The sequence below is a fragment of the Psychrobacter nivimaris genome (genome assembly GCF_904846365.1).
Taxonomy (GTDB): domain Bacteria; phylum Pseudomonadota; class Gammaproteobacteria; order Pseudomonadales; family Moraxellaceae; genus Psychrobacter; species Psychrobacter nivimaris_B.
On record NZ_CAJHAL010000029.1, the window covers coordinates 1 to 18,759 of the forward strand.

At 43.3% G+C, this 18,759-nt stretch carries 9 protein-coding genes; 6 read left to right on the plus strand and 3 right to left on the minus strand.

Annotated elements, in window-relative coordinates:
- Window positions 1-180: 180 nt before the first annotated feature.
- Window positions 181-1,431 carry a sulfate adenylyltransferase gene (sat, locus tag JMX63_RS11575; protein WP_201572501.1) on the minus strand — a complete coding sequence of 417 codons (1,251 nt, stop codon included), beginning with the start codon at window positions 1,429-1,431 and terminating at the stop codon, window positions 181-183.
- A gap of 343 nt (window positions 1,432-1,774) precedes the next feature.
- On the opposite strand from sat, the gene JMX63_RS11580 reads away from it, so the two are divergent.
- From JMX63_RS11580 to JMX63_RS11590, 3 genes are all read left to right on the plus strand, one after another.
- Window positions 1,775-3,466: a nitrite/sulfite reductase gene (locus tag JMX63_RS11580; RefSeq protein ID WP_201572503.1), complete on the plus strand. Its 1,692-nt coding sequence runs from the start codon at window positions 1,775-1,777 to the stop codon at window positions 3,464-3,466.
- Entirely contained in the window at window positions 3,459-4,079 is a 621-nt protein-coding gene (locus JMX63_RS11585) for a DUF934 domain-containing protein (RefSeq protein ID WP_201572505.1), read from the plus strand. The genes JMX63_RS11580 and JMX63_RS11585 overlap by 8 nt, the downstream gene beginning before the upstream one ends.
- An 84-nt stretch (window positions 4,080-4,163) precedes the next feature.
- The gene (locus tag JMX63_RS11590) at window positions 4,164-4,802 is read left to right on the plus strand and encodes a phosphoadenosine phosphosulfate reductase domain-containing protein (RefSeq protein ID WP_101205909.1); all 639 of its coding nucleotides are present in this window, start codon (window positions 4,164-4,166) and stop codon (window positions 4,800-4,802) included.
- A gap of 73 nt (window positions 4,803-4,875) precedes the next feature.
- On the opposite strand, the gene JMX63_RS11595 is transcribed toward JMX63_RS11590, so the two are convergent.
- Window positions 4,876-5,844: a WG repeat-containing protein gene (locus JMX63_RS11595; protein ID WP_102093561.1), complete on the minus strand. Its 969-nt coding sequence runs from the start codon at window positions 5,842-5,844 to the stop codon at window positions 4,876-4,878.
- Between the two features lie 246 nt (window positions 5,845-6,090).
- Here JMX63_RS11595 and cysG point away from each other — a divergent pair, with 246 nt between their 5' ends.
- From cysG to JMX63_RS11610, 3 genes are all read left to right on the plus strand, one after another.
- Complete coding sequence (gene cysG, locus JMX63_RS11600) at window positions 6,091-7,731, plus strand: siroheme synthase CysG (protein WP_201572507.1); 1,641 nt, start codon at window positions 6,091-6,093, stop codon at window positions 7,729-7,731.
- A 153-nt stretch (window positions 7,732-7,884) separates the two neighbouring features.
- Window positions 7,885-9,504 carry an exonuclease SbcCD subunit D C-terminal domain-containing protein gene (locus JMX63_RS11605; RefSeq protein ID WP_201572509.1) on the plus strand — a complete coding sequence of 540 codons (1,620 nt, stop codon included), beginning with the start codon at window positions 7,885-7,887 and terminating at the stop codon, window positions 9,502-9,504.
- 83 nt (window positions 9,505-9,587) lie between these two features.
- A complete protein-coding gene (locus JMX63_RS11610) occupies window positions 9,588-13,463 on the plus strand; it encodes an AAA family ATPase (protein WP_201572511.1) in 3,876 nt (1,291 codons plus the stop codon).
- Window positions 13,464-13,587: 124 nt separating this feature from the next.
- On the opposite strand, the gene JMX63_RS11615 is transcribed toward JMX63_RS11610, so the two are convergent.
- Window positions 13,588-18,435 (minus strand): NAD-glutamate dehydrogenase, encoded by a 4,848-nt coding sequence (locus JMX63_RS11615; protein ID WP_201572513.1) that lies wholly within the window; start codon window positions 18,433-18,435, stop codon window positions 13,588-13,590.
- Between the last annotated feature and the right edge of the window lie 324 nt (window positions 18,436-18,759).

Below are 18,759 nucleotides of genomic sequence, written 5' to 3' on the forward strand. Positions count from 1 at the left end.
CCAAAAAGTGGTCGATGCCAATCCGTAACTGGACGTCTGCTCTGAATCGTTTTATGATTATGTTTGATGACCGTATCAGCAAGCATTTAATCTAAACGGCAGTTACACAGAATTCGGGATGGTCTCGACACCTTTTTTACGACTGATTCAGTACAAGTTTTTTATACTGACGATCTGCCTTTATACCGCAGATGCACCCGTTAATTTAACTTCAGCACGCTCTTCTTTTGCGATGCCGGCATAGTAGTCACGCAAAATCTGTAGTACTTCTGGACGGCTAAAGTTTTCTGGTACATCTTCATCTTCCGATAGTGCTTTACGCAGCTTAGTACCTGACACTTTAACGTGCTCAGAGGCGTCATGCGGGCAAGTCTTATCAGAGGCCATCGCATTACAAGCATTACACCAGAACGTCCAGCCAATTTTGAGCGGTTGGGTGATAAGGTCATCTTTACCAACGTGCTCAAAAATCGTTTGCGCATCAAATGCACCGTAGTAATCGCCGACACCCGCATGATCACGACCAACAATCAGATGGCTACAGCCGTAGTTTTGACGGAATAGCGCATGTAATAACGCTTCACGTGGACCAGCATAGCGCATATCTAACGGATAACCTGCTTGAATAACAGTATCTTGTCTAAAGTAGTTATCAATTAGCGTTTTGATGGCTTCTTGACGGACTTCTGCTGGGATGTCGCCAGGTTTCAATGCGCCTAATAATGAATGAATCAATACACCATCACAGATTTCAATTGCAATTTTAGCCAGATACTCATGTGAGCGGTGCATTGGATTACGCGTTTGGAATGCCGCCACTGTTTTCCAGCCTTTAGCATCCAAAATTGCGCGCGTTTCTGCTGGCGTTTTGTAGATTTCTGGATATAACGTTGGGAACTCACCTTCGCTAAGTACTTCAACACTACCGGCAATATTGACTGCTTCTTGGTTCAATACTTGTTGTACGCCTGGATGCTCTGAATCCGTGGTCGTAAATACTTGCTGACACTCGTGCTCTTTATCGATGGTATAAGTCTCTTCTACCGTCAAGATACCCATGACTTCACCATCTTGAGCGACCAATGCTACTTTGTCACCTTGGCTCAAACTATCCGCAGTTTCTTTTGGCGCAGACAAAGTGATAGGAATTGGCCAAAACAAGCCAGCGTTTTCACCGCTTTGCAAACGCATGGTATCAACCACACCTTGCCAGTTGGCTTGATTCATAAAGCCATTTAACGGAGTGAAACCGCCGATACCGAACATGATTAAATCACCGCGCTCACGTGAGCTTAGAGTGATGGTAGGCAATGTGCTAGCAAGCTCTAATGCTTGATCACGTGCATCGCCTTCTAACAGGAGTGGCTTTAGCTCGGCACTGCCATGTGGAGGAACAAGTTTTGATTGGGTTGGGCTTTGAGTTTGAGACATATAGTTATTAAAACCTCTTATTAGAAAGAATGGTCGATGAAAACAATCAACAAAGTAAGCAGCTGATAAGCCAGCCACGAATAGATGATAATGAGAATAAAGCGCGAAAAAGCGCGAACGATCAGGCGTTAAATTTGATAAGCATAGGCTACCTAACTTTCGTTATGAAAATTTATGCTGTGTTTGGATATGGATATGTCTGAAAGGAATTTATGTTTCTGGGTACAAGCTTATATGATGTATAGCTGAATTATTTACATTGCGAACGGCAATAAAACCTATTACACACGCAAATCATTTTCGTCGCTGATTTTAAGATTAAAAACAAAACTGAGATTACGTCATGTATCAATATAATTACGCTGACCAGACTTTGGTAGAGGAACGAGTTGCCCAATTTCGCGACCAAACCGAGCGGTTTTTGGCAGGTGAGCTGCCAGAAGAGCAGTTTTTGCCATTACGGTTGCAAAACGGCCTGTACATCCAGCGTTATGCGCCGATGTTGCGTATCGCCATTCCTTACGGATTGCTTGCCAGCTACCAGTTACGCAAATTGGCCGAAATTACTCGCAAGTATGATAAAGGCTATGGACACTTCACGACCCGTACCAATATTCAGCTGAACTGGCCAAAGCTAGAAGATGTGCCAGATATTTTGGCAGAGTTGGCATCAGTACAGATGCATGCCATCCAAACCTCAGGCAACTGTATTCGTAATACCACCACCGATCCATATGCTGGTATCCATAAAGAAGAAATCGCTGACCCACGTCCTTACTGTGAGATTATCCGTCAGTGGTCAACCTTCCACCCTGAGTTTGCTTTTTTGCCGCGTAAATTTAAGATTGCTGTGATCGGTACTAATGATGACCGCGCGGCAACCCAAGTACATGATGTCGGTCTACACGTAAAAACCAATGATGAAGGTGAGATTGGTTTTGAAGTATTGGTTGGCGGTGGTCTAGGACGTATTCCTGTCCTTGGTAAAGTCATCAATAAATTCTTGCCACGTCAGCATTTGCTGAGTTATTTAGACGCCATCTTGCGTGTCTATAACTTGCATGGTCGCCGTGACAAAGGCAGCAAATACAGATCACGTATCAAAATCTTGGTCGAAAGCATGGGCGGTCCAGCCTTTGCTAAATTGGTCAATGCCGAGTGGGAAGCCCATACCAAAGATGGCCGACTTACTTTGACTGATGAGAACTTTGCCACAGCGAGCAGCTTCTTTAGTGAGCCTGACTATGTCTCATTTGACGCACTACAAGTACAGTCTGAGCTACAACAGCAACTGAGCGCTGATAAAGATTTTGCCAATTGGTATAACCAAAACACCGTAGCGCACAAAATAGCTGGCTATCGTGCCGTGGTTATTTCTCTTAAGGCAGGCTTGGTCGATGGCAAATATGTACCATCCGGTGATGTCAGTGAATCACAAATGGATGCTCTGGCTGACCTGTCTGACAAATACAGCTTTGGTGAGCTACGTGGTACTTATCAGCAGAACCTAGTATTCGCTGATGTGGAGACCAATAAGCTTTATGAGTTATGGCAGCAGCTATCAGAATTGCATTTAGCGCGCGCAAACATCAATACCCTAACGGATATGATTGTCTGCCCAGGTTGGGATTATTGCTCGCTTGCCAATGCAACGACGCACAACATCGCTGAGCAAATCGAAAAACAGTTCGATGACCTAGACTATCTATACGATTTGGGTGAGATTCGCCTAAACATGTCTGGCTGTATCAATGCTTGTGCGCACCATCATACAGGCGATATTGGTATCTTGGGTGTCGATAAAAAAGGCGAACATTGGTATCAGATTAGTCTTGGCGGCAACTCTAGCGACGACGCCAAACTTGGTAAAATCTTAGGCAAATCTGTGCCTGCTCTCGAGGTTGCTAACACCATACAGCAGATCGTTGATGTCTATGTGGAATTACGTGCCAGCACTGATAACGATGTAGAGAGCTTTGGTCAATTGGTTGAGCGCGTTGGTATTGATCCATTTAAGGAGAAGGTCTATGGCTAATCACCATATTTTGGACAGTCATGGCGTCGATATTGGCAGTCAAGATACATGGCATGTACTCATTACTGATGCACTACCAGAGAGCATCGTATCGACTAACATTACGTTGCTTGAGCTACTTCAAAAACAAGAGAAGCCGGACGTCATCGTGCCACTTGTTGATCTGTTAGATACGACAGGCGCACAAGCTGGTGGTCTGATCAAAGAAGTCTATGAGTTGATCGTACAGCACAGTAGCCGACTTGGATTGTGGGTTACTGCCGATACTGACGCTGATGCCCTAGAAGGACTTAGTGAGTTCTTATCAACGCACGCGCTTATCGTGATTGATGTGCCTAAGTTCGCTGATGGTCGTCACTTTAGCTTTGCACGTACGCTGCGCCAAATCGGTTATACAGGCGAGATTCGAGTGGCTGGCGCGTTTGGCCGCGATCAAATTGCTTATATGCTACGCACTGGGATTGATAGCTTTGTATTGAGCGAGCATGACCTAGAAGCCGATTCTAAGTTTGGCATTGAGCAAGCCTTTACTGCCCTTGCCAGCAGCTATGACGGTCGAAGCGCTTCAGATTTACCGATGTTTGCACAACCGTCAGAGCCTTCAGTCGCATAACTGTCGCATTGACCACAATTTTTATAGTAATACACAATATTTTTAATCAACCCTTTTATATTAACAACAATTAAGGAACGTATCATGAGCCAATTACACCCAAACCTAGATATCGACCAAGCAAACCAAGATTTGCAAGGTAAATCACCTGAGCAAATCGTTGAGTGGGCATTGACGCAAGCCAAAAACCCAATCATCACCACCAACTTCCGTCCTTATGAGTCAGCGATCTTGCATTTGGTTGCCAAGCAGCGCCCTGACATCACGGTATTGTGGGTAGATTCAGGCTATAACACCGATGCGACCTATCAGTTTGCCAACAAATTGATTCGTGATCTTGATCTCAACGTCGTGACGTATATTCCAAAACAAACCGCTGCCCATCGTGACGCCACCATGAATGGCATCCCAGGCATTGACAACCCGCAACATGGCGAGTTCACTGAACAAGTGAAACTTGAGCCATTCCGCCGCGCCCTTGCTGAGCTAAAACCAGATGTGTGGTTCAATGCTATTCGTAAAGACCAAACTGAGTTCCGCCAAGGTCTTGATGTACTTAGCTTATCAAAAGACGGCGTACTAAAGGTAGCGCCATTGTTTGAAAAAACAGATGCTGATCTAGACGTGTACTTAGATGAGCACAACTTGCCAAACGAGCATGACTACTTTGATCCAACGAAAGTAGAAGAAAGCCGTGAGTGTGGCTTGCATACTCAGCTGTAATTTCAGCTGTTTATGAATTTGAAAAGCCCTTTCTTTTATTTAAGAAAGGGCTTTTTTCAGTTTTTCATTGGACTTAAAACTTTTTTTCTACACGTTTACCTTGTCTATTAATGTAGAACCATTCACCATCTTTTTTGACATAGGCGGTACCATCTTTAAAAGGATCAATAAATGGAATGTCATCATAGTCTAATTCAATTGCTACATCACCATTTTTGTCAATAAATCCATGCTTACCGTTATCATAGACAAGTGCTAATCCGTTAATGAAGGGGAAGACCATTGCATAGTCTAGCTCTTTGACTACTTGATTCGACCTATTAATGATCATAAACTTATCATCATTATTAACGACGGCTAAACCACCTGAAAACCAAGTCACACTATAATATTCAATGGGTATCACGATATTATTTAGCCTATCTATAAATCCGAACTTTTCATTTTTTTCAACTGCTGCTAGGCCTTCTGTAAAGGAAATAGTAGAATCATATTCATAAGGAATAACTAACTTATTATTAATATCAATGTATCCATACTTCCCTTCGTTCTCAACTGCAGATAAACCCTCATTAAAACCCATTAAATCATCGTACATTATCGGAATAATTATCTGTCCCTGTTTATCAATGACTCCTCTTCTATTATCTACCACAACCACAGCTAAACCATCTTCAAATGGATAAGTAAGGCTGTATTTGAGAGGTATAACAACTTCACCCTGCATATTAATGTATCCGGATAAGTTGTCCTTATGAACACTTGCTAGACCTTCTACAAAAGCAATTGGAAAGTCATACTGTGTTGGTATTTTTATCACACCTTGCTTATCGATGAATCCATACTTACTACCTTTTATTACGGGCGCGAGTTCACCATCAAACTCACAGTGTTCATCAAATACAACCCCATTTGGTAACTTATAACCTTCAGCCAACGCGCATTCTGCTAGTACATCTGAACTAACTAGCAACCCTAAAATAAGTCCGAAAAAGACAGTACTTGATTTTTTTAGTCTATTAAACGTATTGTTTTGACTCATTATGATGCCTTCATAATTGTTCTGAATTAAAAAATATAAAATTATGCCCTTCTAAACCTCTAGTACGCCTATCATATCTCATAAAATCTATTCCCTTTCTCACAAAAAACCATCATTAACATGACAAAAACGAATATACTAATGCCAATTCACTAGGTGAGAGTGTGCCTGTGATACCTCATAATGGCGACATTCCTTATATCTTTTCTACCTTTTATAATAAACAATTAAATATATGGTGACATTATGAACACCTTCCCGCTATTTTTTAAATTAGAAGACCGTAAAGTGCTTATCGTGGGCGGCGGCGAAGTGGCACTGCGTAAAGCGGACTTGCTCAGCCGTGCAGGCGCCTGTATCACTATACTTGCACCCGATATCAGCCACGAGCTACAAGCCTTACTCACTGACAGCAAACATGAATTTATCTATGAGAACTATAATAAAACCTATATGTCAGGCGCACGGGTAATCATTGCCGCGACTGACGATGAGACGCTGAACCACCAAATTCATGCAGATGCGACTGAGCTAAACATTCCAGTCAATGTGGTCGATACCCCGCATTTATGTGACTTTATCTTTCCAGCCATTATCGATCGCAATCCCATTGTGATTGGTATCTCATCAAATGGTAAAGCGCCAGTATTGGCACGTCTATTACGGGCACGCCTTGAGACATTAATCCCGCAAGGCTATGGAAAATTAGCCAAGCTGGCAGGTGAATTCCGCAGTGAGGTAAAAGCCAAGATACCAACGCTTACTGGCCGTCGTCAGTTTTGGGAGCGCGCATTTGAAGGCCAAGTCAGTCAGCTAATGTTCGCCGGTAATGAAACTGAAGCGACTGCACAACTGCAAGCTGATTTGGATAGTACTGCCGCTGCTATCAGTAAGAAAAGCGACGATACAGACTCGGTTAGAGAGTCAGATGCCATCAAGAACGTCGCACCGGATGAGTCAGAAAAAAGCTTACCAGCCGTTGGTGAAGTCTACATTGTGGGCGCAGGCCCTGGTGATCCAGAACTTTTAACCTTTAAAGCACTGCGTCTAATGCAACAAGCGGACGTGGTGTTTTATGATGCTTTAGTCTCACCGCAGGTCTTAGACTTATGCCGCCGTGATGCTGACAAAGTATTCGTCGGTAAAAAACGCAGCAATCATACAGTTGCGCAATTAGGCATCAATGAGCTGCTCGTCAATCATGCCAAACAAGGTCGCCGTGTGGTGCGCTTAAAAGGTGGCGATCCATTTATCTTTGGTCGTGGCGGTGAAGAAATTGAAAGCCTGCGCGCTCATGGTGTGCCGTATCAGGTCGTACCAGGGATCACCGCTGCCAATGCCGCTGCTAGCTATGCTGGCATACCCTTAACTCACCGTGACCACTCACAGTCCGTACGTTTTGTGACAGGATTTTTGAAGGCTGGTGCACCCAACAGTAATTTTGAGAACTTTTTAAATACTGATGAGACAGTCGTATTTTACATGGGTCTGCACTCGCTGGCACGTTTGACTGAAGGCTTGGTTGACGCTGGTCGTAGTAGCAAAACGCCGATTGCTATCGTCTCTAATGCGAGTATGCCCAATCAGCAGGTATTGACAGGTACGCTTGCAACGATTGTTGCCAAACAAGAACAAGCACAATTGCCAACGCCTGCCCTCCTAATTATGGGCGACGTGGTCAGCTTGCATCATGATTTGGCTTGGTATAATTTACAAAATCAGCAGCACAGTCAAAACAGCGATGATATAGCTAAAAATTGGTTGCGTGAAGGCTCAAGAGGTGAAGCAATCAAACAGCCCATAGATCAACAAGCTCATGCGCTATCGATGATTGCAAATCTTGCGACAAATTTAGGGGACGATCTAGAGCAGCTCATCATCGATTAATCTTCTGTGTTTTATTATTACCTGTACCGCAAAGCGACCCTGTCAATTATCTATTGGTAGGGTTTTCTTTTGGCAACAGAGAAAATCTCAACGATTCTTGCTAGAATGGAAGCTACCTAATTAATGTTCTGACGTTTAATGATAAGCCAAACTATGCCCCTATCTATTGCTTCTAAATATATCTCTGTTAGACCTTTGACCATACTGCATACCTCAGACTGGCACTTGGGGCGACGCCTATATGGGCGTCTTCGTTACGAAGAATTTGAGTCATTCCTGCATTGGTTACAAGACACCATCAGCGCACAAAAAGTAGATATATTGATTGTTGCGGGTGATATCTTCGACACCATGACCCCAAGCAATAAAGCCCAATCGCTATATTATGAATTTTTGGGTAAGGTCTCACGATCGTGTTGTCAGCATGTGGTTATTGTCGCAGGGAATCACGACTCACCAACATTTTTAGATGCACCCAGTCAGATGCTTAAGTTCTTAAACGTTCATGTGATTGGCACGGCTTGTGATGATTTGAATGATGAAGTATTAGTCTTGGGTGATGACGACAACAATCCTCATTGCATTATCGCCGCTGTGCCTTATCTGCGCGATCGGGATGTGCGTAGCAGTAGCGCTGGCGAGTCCGCAGATAGCAAAGACGCCAATGTTATCGCTGGTATTTGCGAGCATTATGACAATGTTGCAGATATTGCGAAGGCTAAGCAAGCCAACTTAATCAAAACGCATCAGCGATATATTCCTATCATCGCGACAGGACACCTATTCGCGTCTGGTGGCAAAACAACCGAGGATGATGGTGTACGCGAGCTATATGTCGGATCACTAGGTAAAATATCTGCCGATATGTTCAATGATGGCTTTGATTATGTCGCTCTTGGGCATTTGCACGTACCGCAGCGCGTTGGCGGTCGTGAGAGTATTCGCTATTCAGGCTCACCCATCGCGATGGGTTTCGGAGAGGCCAAACAGCAAAAGCAAGTATTGCTGGTACAGTTTGGTGCCGCAGAGCATTTTGATAACGACATTTTAGGGTTAAACGTCGCACCTGATAGTATTACTCCTCATGCTATCCGTACAGCTGCTGACATTGAAGTCGCCCAAGTGAAAAAATCAGTAGATAAATTAGCAGAAAAAACCGCTAAAAAAGTGTCTAGTCAGGAACTGCCTTTCATGGATGACTTGTTTGGCTTTGATGAGCCATTAGAAGATGAGGAAGTTAAAAAATCTACTGTCGTAGAAAATACTCCTATTCAGCCTGAGCAATATAAAAGCATTCGAGAAACTTCTACTGACGCCGTGAATAGCAATAAAATACTACATCGCGATGACGCTAATCAGATGCAAGTAGTATCCCTACCCATTCCAAAGTTCCAACAATTGGCGCAAATATCTGGTGACCTAACCACAATTGAACAAACCATTCAAGCGCTTACACAATCGGACTCTATTTACTCTATTTGGCTAGAGATTGTCTATACAGGTAACGAAATCGTCAGTGATTTGCGTGAGCAAGTGCAAGCAATGGTAGAAGGGTTGCCATGTGAAGTGCTTAAGATAAAAAACACTCGTACTTATAATAAAGTCCTCAATCAGCAGCAAATATCTGAGAACTTGCAGGACTTAAATGAGATGGAAGTGTTTGAGCGCTGCTTGACGATAAATGATGTGGCTGATTCTCAAAAAGACTCATTGCGCGATGCCTATGGTCAGATACTTTATAACTTACGTCATGAAGACAAACAGGCAGAATGATATAAGTGACATATCATGACCACACTTCCTTATCTCTCTCAATTTTTCGCAGTTGCGGCTATTACTAATATTAAGACTTATCCATGCGCCTAATCGAACTCAGACTAAAAAACCTCAACTCCCTAAAAGGCGAATGGCATATTGATTTTGCTGATACTGCCTTTACCAATGAAGGTATCTTTGCTATCACTGGGCAAACAGGTGCTGGCAAGACCACCATATTGGATGCTATTTGCTTAGCGCTATATGGTGAGACGCCAAGGATTAATAGTATCAGTAAGAGCAGTAATGAGGTGATGACGCGGCAGACGGCAGAGTGTTTCGCTGAAGTAGTGATTGACTTAAATGGCGAGCAATATCGCTGCCGCTGGGGACAGCGCCGTGCTTACAATAAAGCAGATGGCAATCTGCAAGATGCGACTCATGAAATCGCTAAGATAAACGTCAATGACTCGTCGAAAGAGGATGAGCTGTTAGAGAGCACCTTAAAGCATACCAAAAACAAGATAATTGAACTGACTCGGATGGATTTTCAGCAATTTACTCGCTCTATATTGCTGGCTCAGGGCAGTTTTTCAGCGTTTCTAAAGGCAAAGGCTGATGAACGCGCAGATATTTTAGAAAAAATTACGGGCACTGATATTTACGCGACTATCTCAACACAGGTTCATGATAAGAAACGTACCGAAGAAGAAATTCTCAGCAAGCTACAATACGGTTTAGATGGCTTGATGCTTTTAGATACCGTTGAAGAAAATCAGTTAAAAGCCGATTTACAGTCGTATCAAAGTGCCCAAAGTGAACAGCAGCAGACCATTCAAGATTTGGCCGAAAAAATAAAGTGGCTAGATAGCGTCACAGAATTAAAAGAAAAACTGAATACTTATCAAAATGATCTAGATCAGGCTCAGCAGGCTCAGCAAGACTTTATCCCTTATGCCAAACGCTTAACCGCTGCTAATAAGGCATTGGAGATTGATAGTCAATTCAGCCAACTTGTCCATAGTCGAGATAATCTAAAACATTTACACGAAGAACAGCAGCAAATCAGCAGCATCCTACCGCAAAAACAAAATGATCTAGAGCAAGCAACCATACATCTAGAGACAGCAAAAACTCATGCGCAAGCTACCCATGAAACTTTGCAAACGGCTCTACCCAATATTGCGCTGGCGCGTAGACTAGATATAGACATTACGCAGAATAAGCATGTCCTAAAAGATATTGAGCAAAGACAGCAAACTCTAACGGGCAGCACTCAACATCTAAATAAAGAGATAGACAACCATAAACAACAGGCTGCACAAAATAAAACCCAGCTCGCAAGTGTCGAAAGCTATCTTAATGACGCCCATGAATTAAACACTATCGATAGTGATATAGCGAATTTTAAGAGTCATTGCGGCCGACTAAAAGCCCTATTGCAAGAGAATACCGCCCTATCAGATGATAAAACAAGCCAGCAGCAACAGATCCACCAGTATCGCGCCAATCTTGACGTCTTAAATCAACAGAAAAAGACAAAAGACACCACCATGTTGTCTATACAGGATAAATTAGCCGCTTTACAACAAGAGCAAGCAGCATTAACCCAAGTGCAGTCATTGGCTGATATGCGAGATGAGCAAGAGCAGATTGATGATATCAACCGTCAACTTGACCAAGTGAGCGTTAAGGCAAAACAGCAAGATGAGCTTAGCGTACAAGTAGAGAAAATAGTTGCGACCTTGCCAGTAATGAGTAACGACCTCACAAAGTTGGCAGGCTTAATCGCTGATAATGAATCGGCTATCAGCGCTGCCAAAGAAAAGCGTCAAGACAAACAAGCCCAGCTGCATTTACTACAAAAAGTCGCCAAGTTAGAAGACTATATCGCTGACCTAAAAGATGGTCATCCCTGCCCGCTTTGTGGATCGCTAGAGCATCCTTATAGTGCAGACCACCCACATTTGATACAAGAAACGGAAGCAACGCAAACTCAGCGGCAAATAGCAGAGCTGGATACGACTATATCCAACTTAGAAGATACTTTATCTAAACGTCGTATTACTCAGGCAACTGTAAGGCAGCAGTTCTCGCAAGCGGAAGAGCAACAAACCCTGCTAAATCACCAAATACAAAAGTTAAAGACAGATATCGACCAGTTGGTCAGTTCAGTACTAAATAAAGGCTATTCTCAATTTGTTGCTGAAACATTAAAACCATTGATGCAGATTGAGACGCATGTAGATGCGCTGTCATTATTAGACAGTAGCAAAATCGAGCTAGGTAAGCGTAGAGAATCTCTTAAAAATACGTTAACTCAATATGAAACGCTTAGCGAGTCGCTCTCTACGATGCGTAATGACATCGAAGCGTTAGACAAGGAGCAGCGTGAGCTAACCAGCACTATTAACGAGATTGAGAGCAATAGTGAAAAAATAGCATGGGCTATAGAAAACTTAGACAAGAAATCTGCTGATAATTTTTCTGAATTGACTGTGCTCAAAACCGATATATTAGCTCCGTTAAATAAATATTCCGCTGACAAACATCAGTCAGATGCAAAAATGGCGATACGTTCTTCACTGCAATCATTACAACCGTTGATAACCAGTATTGAAGGCCAAGCCATACTAAGTGAAACGGAATATCAGTCGCATATCAACACCCTGCGCCAATGTCACAGTGCCTTTTTACAAATCAAGAAACAGTTCAACGACTATAAAGAGGATCAACAAAACCTAAAAACATCACTCAGTCGTCTAGAAACACAAATCGAGACTAAGCAGTCTCAGCTCGACAAAGAAAAAAATGAGCTTGGTAAACTGGTTCAACTCGTGGCAGAAAGAACTGAGGCGATTGAGAAATTACAAACAGATAGAAAGTATGTTTTTGCTAATAAAGATCCTGAAACAGAAGAAAAGCGTTTACGTGATGCGTTAGATCAGGCTAAAACCACGCAGACCTCTACGCAAAGACAGTTAGACAATGCTGAGCACATACTTAGTCAATTGCTGGATAAGCAACGTCAGGTGACTGAGCAAATGACTACTGTAAGGATTACACTTAGCAGCCAAGAAGATACCTTTAAGTCAGCGCTTGCCGCCTCTGATTTCGCTAATGAAATAGATTTCACTAATGCACGCCTGCCCATAGATGAACGCAATGCATTTAGACAGCAGCAACAGCATATCGATTATGCGCTAAAGCAAGCGCAGTCTTTATTAGAAGAAACACAAAAAACACTTGCAGATAAACAAGCCAATCCGCTGACAGTAGACGATAGAGAAACACTTGTCCAACAGCAATCACAAGCCCAAGATGAATTTAATAAACGAATTGAGTCAATCGGTGCAATCAGTCAGCGTCTAAAGGACAATGAAGATAAGAAAAACACTCAACAGGCGCAGCTTGATGCCATCACTATAAAAAAGGATAAACTGCAAGTTTGGCAACAACTGCATAAATTGATTGGCTCATCTGATGGCAAAAAGTTCCGTACTTTTGCTCAAGGGCTAACCTTTGATCTCATGGTCACTCACGCTAATACGCAGCTGCAAAAAATGAGCGATCGCTATTTGCTGGCCCGTGATGATAATAGTCCACTTGAGCTAAATGTGATTGATAACTATCAAGGTGGTGAAATTCGTAGCGCTAAAAACCTCTCAGGCGGCGAAGGTTTTATCATTAGCCTAGCATTAGCATTAGGGCTTTCACAGATGGCCAGTCAAAATATACGTGTGGATTCGCTATTTTTGGATGAAGGCTTTGGTACATTGGATGAGGAATCTTTAGACATTGCGCTTGATACGCTGACCAATCTACAGCAAGAAGGTAAATTAATCGGGGTGATATCCCATGTTCAGGCGCTAAAAGATCGCATTTTAACCCAAATAAAGGTCGAAAAGCTCTCAGGCGGATTTAGTCGAATTAGTGGTCAAGGGTGTCATAAAGTCGTCAGTGAAAAAGCATCATAAGTTAGGTTAATCACTTTACTACTTAATACTTTCAATTAAACTATTTCTTTTAGACAATGAAAAACCACCGAACATTAAGGACGGTGGTTTTTTTGTGCGACAGTTTGGGAGTGATATTACTTCATTACTTAGTAACTAAACCACTAAGCTCACTCATCAATACTGACAGCGTTGACAGACCAATTTGACCTTCTTCATCGTTGCTATGCAGCTCATCTAACTTATTCATCTCTGTCGTGACTGCTGCAAGCTGATCGACGTGTCTTGCTTTCCATTCACTAAATGCTTGCTTGGCATCTGGTTTAGGCAGTACCGCATCCATTAGTAGGCGCAAGCTACGTGACAACTCGTTCACTAACGCATGGCGTGCACGGCGATCCCAGTAGTCTTGCTGTGGTAAATTGGCAATATTGCCCATCATCCAATCTAACTGCAACACTTGATAGGCTTCAAAGTATAGGGTTGCAATCTCATCAACAGGACGCTCATATTGCTCAGCCAGCAATGCAGCATCAAGCGCATCGACATGATACGGTAGCATCGCAAATAGCGTAGCATCATTATCAGACAGCTCTTTTTGCATCAAGCGTTTGGTATCTTCTTGCAGATATTGGGCAAACTGCTGCTCGATAAAGCCACTTGGCTTGGTCAGTTTTTCTACACTTTCACTAAAGCGGCTAATCATATCAGCGACTTGCAAGTTTTGACCAAAGGCGTTGATAAACCAGACCACACCGCGCTCAAGTGAATCACGTAGACGTAGCTCAAGGTTCAGCAGTAATGTGGCCTCAACTTGATTGTCTAATGCTTCAAGTGCTTTCCAAGCACGCGATACGTTGAATACATCACGGCTAATCGCATAACCACGTACGATAGTGGCTAGTGATTGATCGGTTTCCTCAAAGAGACGGAATAGCGCTTCAATACCTAAACGGTTGACCACACTGTTGGTCAAGTAAGTACTGATAATCTCGCGATGCAAACGGTGCTCAGTCATCTCATCGAAGAAGCGTGACGCAAGCTCATCTGGGAAGTACTTACGTAGCTCATTGATAAAGTACGGATCATCTGGTAAATCAGATAGTAGTAGATTGTCATAAACCCACATCTTGCCATAAGCCAAGACCACTGCTAGCTCAGGGTTGGTCAGACCAGTATCCGCTTTTTGACGCTTCGCAATCTCTTCGTCTGATGGTAGATACTCAATCGCACGATCCAGACGCCCTTCACTCTCTAGCATCTGAATAAAGCGCTGATGATCACTCAAATTAGCTGCTGCACGAATATGGCTCAGCTCAATCGCTTGTGGTTGCAAGTAGTTTTGACGTAATACCAGTTCTGCTACGGTGTCAGTCATACTCTCAAGCAGCTCATTACGTTGCTTCAGCGTCATATCGCCTTGCTCGACCACTTTGCCAAGTAGGATTTTGATATTGACTTCATGATCCGAGCAGTTAACACCGCCTGAGTTGTCGATTGCATCTGTATAGATACGTCCACCCGTTTGAGCGTACTCGATACGGCCTTGCTGAGTTAGACCTAAATTACCACCCTCACCAACGACAGCTGCGCGTAGCTCATTACCATCGATACGCAGCGAATCATTCGCACGGTCGCCCACGTCAGCATGCGTTTCGTTTGCACTTTTGACATAAGTACCGATACCACCATTCCAAATAAGATCGACAGGTGCCCGTAGTAACGCACTGATCAAATCATTCGGTGCAAGGCTATCTTCACTGATATCGAAGAGCGATTTCATTTCAGGACTGATAGCGATGGTTTTGTCTTGGCGCGAGAATATCCCACCACCTTGACTGATCAATGATGCTTCATAATCTGCCCATGATGAGCGTGGTAATTCAAACAAGCGTGCGCGCTCAGTGTATGAGGCCGCCGTATCTGGATTAGGATCAATAAAGATATGCAAATGGTTAAAGGCAGCAACGAGCTTAGTATGCGTTGAGAGCAACATGCCATTACCGAATACATCACCACTCATGTCACCAATACCGACAACGGTGAAGTCATCACGGTTTTGGATGTCCATACCGCGCATACGGAAGTGACGTTTGACCGACTCCCATCCACCGCGAGCTGTGATACCCATTGCTTTATGGTCATACCCTACTGAGCCACCTGATGCAAAGGCATCATCTAGCCAGAAGTTGTACTCTGCTGCTAACGCGTTGGCTATGTCAGAGAAGGTAGCTGTACCTTTGTCTGCTGCAACAACCAAGTACGGGTCGTCTTCATCATGGCGTACCGTGTTGGCTGGCGGGACGATGTTGCCATCTACAATATTGTCTGTGACATCAAGCATGCCGCGTAAGAATGTCTGATAGCAAGCGATACCTTCTGCTTGGAACGCCTCACGACCATCAGCCATGCTCTTGGTTTTTACAATAAATCCGCCTTTAGAGCCTACAGGGACGATTACTGCGTTTTTGACCATCTGTGCTTTGACGAGGCCAAGTACTTCGGTACGGAAATCTTCCATACGATCTGACCAGCGCAGACCACCGCGAGCGACTTTGCCGCCACGTAAATGCACAGCTTCGACGCGCGGTGAATACACAAATATCTCAAACATTGGCTTTGGTTTAGGCAAGTTTGGAATGTCTGCTGCCAAGAATTTAAATGACAGACGATCTTTACGTTGACCATCGCTATCGACTTGGTAGAAGTTGGTACGTACCATCGCATTGATCAAATCTAAGTACCAGCGCAAGATACGATCTTCGTCTAGACTATCGACATCTGCTAGCGCAGCTGTGATTTGCTCTTGAATGGTAGCAGCCTTTTCTTGACGTTCTTCTTCGCTATACTTAGGATTCATACGTGCGTCAAACAAACTACCTAACGCGACACTGATATCACTGTTTTTGACCACAGTTTGCTGAATATAAGCACTCGAGAATGGCGCACGTGCTTGCAGCATGTAGCGAGACAATGCACGCAATACGACGACATCATAAGTATCGAGCTTGGTCGTTAGTACCAATTCATTGAATGAATCGCTTTCAACGCGACCTGCCCAGATTTGCTTGAGACTGTCTTCGAACTGACCACGAACGACTTGCATATTGACCGTATCGACATGCTCTAAGGTCAGCTCATATTCTTGCATCCAGATAGGCTGCTCTGGCAAGTCAAACTCATAAGTCTGTGCTGAGATAACTGACACACCAAAGTTTTCAAGTATTGGTAGTACTTTTGACAAGATAACCGGCTGTTCGCGACCGTATAGCTTTAGGTGAAGCTGGTTACGTGCATCGCCTGTCGACTGGTATAAGTGCCAAAGCATCGGCTGCTCTGCGGTCAGTCCTGCCAGACGCTTCGTGTCTTCGACTGCGGTACGAGCATCAAAACGCTCTTGGTAGGCAGCAGGAATATAGTTTAAGAAGCGACGATTTAAAGCATTGGCTTGTTGCTCACCCACATTGTCGAGTAGCATTTTTTGATAATTGTCATCCCATGACTGCATGAGTGCTGATAACTTGGCTTCAAGTGTGGCGATATTGACGTCATTTACTTGACCAGGCACGGTACGTACGTGGACATGCACACGAGCATGCGCAGATTCATTGAATTCAGTAGTAAACCCTGAAGACATACCGTTATAGGCGTCTTTTAGGACGTTTTGTACTTTAATACGTAGCTCGGTGTTGAACTTATCACGTGGGATATAGACCAAGCACGAGACAAAACGCTGATAATGGTCGATACGGCTAAATAGACGTAAGCTCTTTTTGTCTTGTAGTTGAGTAATGCCCGAAACAATTGGATATAGCTCTTCGACGCTGGCTTGGAACAAATCATCACGCGGTAAGGTATTAATCACATGCATCATCTTATGATGAGCATGACCGTCACGTGGCAAGTCTGCCATTGCCATAATCTTATTGGCTTTTTCGCGCAACAGCGGTATTTGCTGTACAGTCAGCTGATAGGCTTGTGACGTTAGCAAACCGATAAAGCGGTATTCACCAATTAGGTTGCCGTTATCATCGAACTTATGAATGCCCAAAAAGTCCATATATACTGAACGATGCACAGGTGATACACGGCTTGATTTGGACAGCATCAACACGCGCGGCTCAGTCAATAATTGCTTTAAGCCTCTAGGCAACTGGCTAAAGCTTTCTGATAGCTTGTCTTTTTCAGAACCACGTAATAGACCAAGACCACTGTTACCGATTGCGAATAAATCTAAATCGGTCGGCTCAGAAGTCACTTCGATAGACTGACCACCTTCCAAGCGGTATTCACGATACCCTAAGAATATGAAGTGATCGTCTAAGATCCAATCTAAAAATGCTTGGATTTCTTGTTGTGAATAGAATACTTCTGGTAGTGGCTTAGTTGAAAGCTCAGTTTTGATGTCATTCAACTGCGCACGCATCTGTTTCCAGTCGCCAACGACCGTATCAAGCGTGTCAATTTTTGACATCAGCATTTGTTGCAGCGCTTCCAAGTCTTCGTTGTCTTGGTAAGCAATTTCACAATGAATCAATGACATATGTGAAGTGGCACTTTCATGTGCGCCTTCGATATGCGTAATAGCACCATTGTCATCACGCTCAACACTGATAATGATGTTGTAAGTACGATGAACATCGATACCTTCAGCTTCTAGGCTCATCAAAATCGTATCAACTAAGAATGGTCTATCATAAGCTGCGATTTGAATGACAGTGTGCGAGCTATGAAAGTGCTGCTCTTCTGCTGCTGGGTTTAGTACTGTCAGCTGCGGCTTGCTGCCGTCGTAAGCTTTGAGTAGTGTAAAGTGATGTAGCGCCATGCCCGCCAAGTCAGCATTACTAATCGCCTCTGCAGTTTCTTGATGCAGCGGCTGATAATAGCTATGAATAAAATGATCAAATAGCGATTTGTCTTTTTGTACATAACTGGTAGCAATATCGCTTATCTGGCTAATGCGCTCTTTTGCGATACTGAGGGAGTTTGGCATTTCCTGCGTCCTTTTTTTATAGATTTAGTTTAACATTTATTTAAGTTTATCGATTTAGATTGACTACTGTTACTGCATATTCATCATTGGTGCAACGGTGCAGTATTTCCATTCACGCGACTTATTTTATTTTTATAACAGTTAGAAATTTTCTCCTTTTTTGCTCTTATTTTTTATTAATATGTAGCCATCAGAATTTAATACTACCAATATAGTGAAGTGTAACGCACATAAGGCGCGAGCTAAAGTGTACAACATCATTTCATGAATCAGCGATGTGTCGATAACCTTTACTAATGAGACAATGCGGTTTTGGACATCGAT

Coding starts and splice junctions, on each gene's coding strand:
- cysG (WP_201572507.1), top strand. CDS start 6,091: ATGAACACCTTCCCGCTATTTTTTAAATTAGAAGACCGTAAAGTGCTT.
- JMX63_RS11580 (WP_201572503.1), top strand. CDS start 1,775: ATGTATCAATATAATTACGCTGACCAGACTTTGGTAGAGGAACGAGTT.
- JMX63_RS11585 (WP_201572505.1), top strand. CDS start 3,459: ATGGCTAATCACCATATTTTGGACAGTCATGGCGTCGATATTGGCAGT.
- JMX63_RS11590 (WP_101205909.1), top strand. CDS start 4,164: ATGAGCCAATTACACCCAAACCTAGATATCGACCAAGCAAACCAAGAT.
- JMX63_RS11615 (WP_201572513.1), bottom strand. CDS start 18,435: ATGCCAAACTCCCTCAGTATCGCAAAAGAGCGCATTAGCCAGATAAGC.
- JMX63_RS11605 (WP_201572509.1), top strand. CDS start 7,885: ATGCCCCTATCTATTGCTTCTAAATATATCTCTGTTAGACCTTTGACC.
- JMX63_RS11595 (WP_102093561.1), bottom strand. CDS start 5,844: ATGAGTCAAAACAATACGTTTAATAGACTAAAAAAATCAAGTACTGTC.
- sat (WP_201572501.1), bottom strand. CDS start 1,431: ATGTCTCAAACTCAAAGCCCAACCCAATCAAAACTTGTTCCTCCACAT.
- JMX63_RS11610 (WP_201572511.1), top strand. CDS start 9,588: ATGCGCCTAATCGAACTCAGACTAAAAAACCTCAACTCCCTAAAAGGC.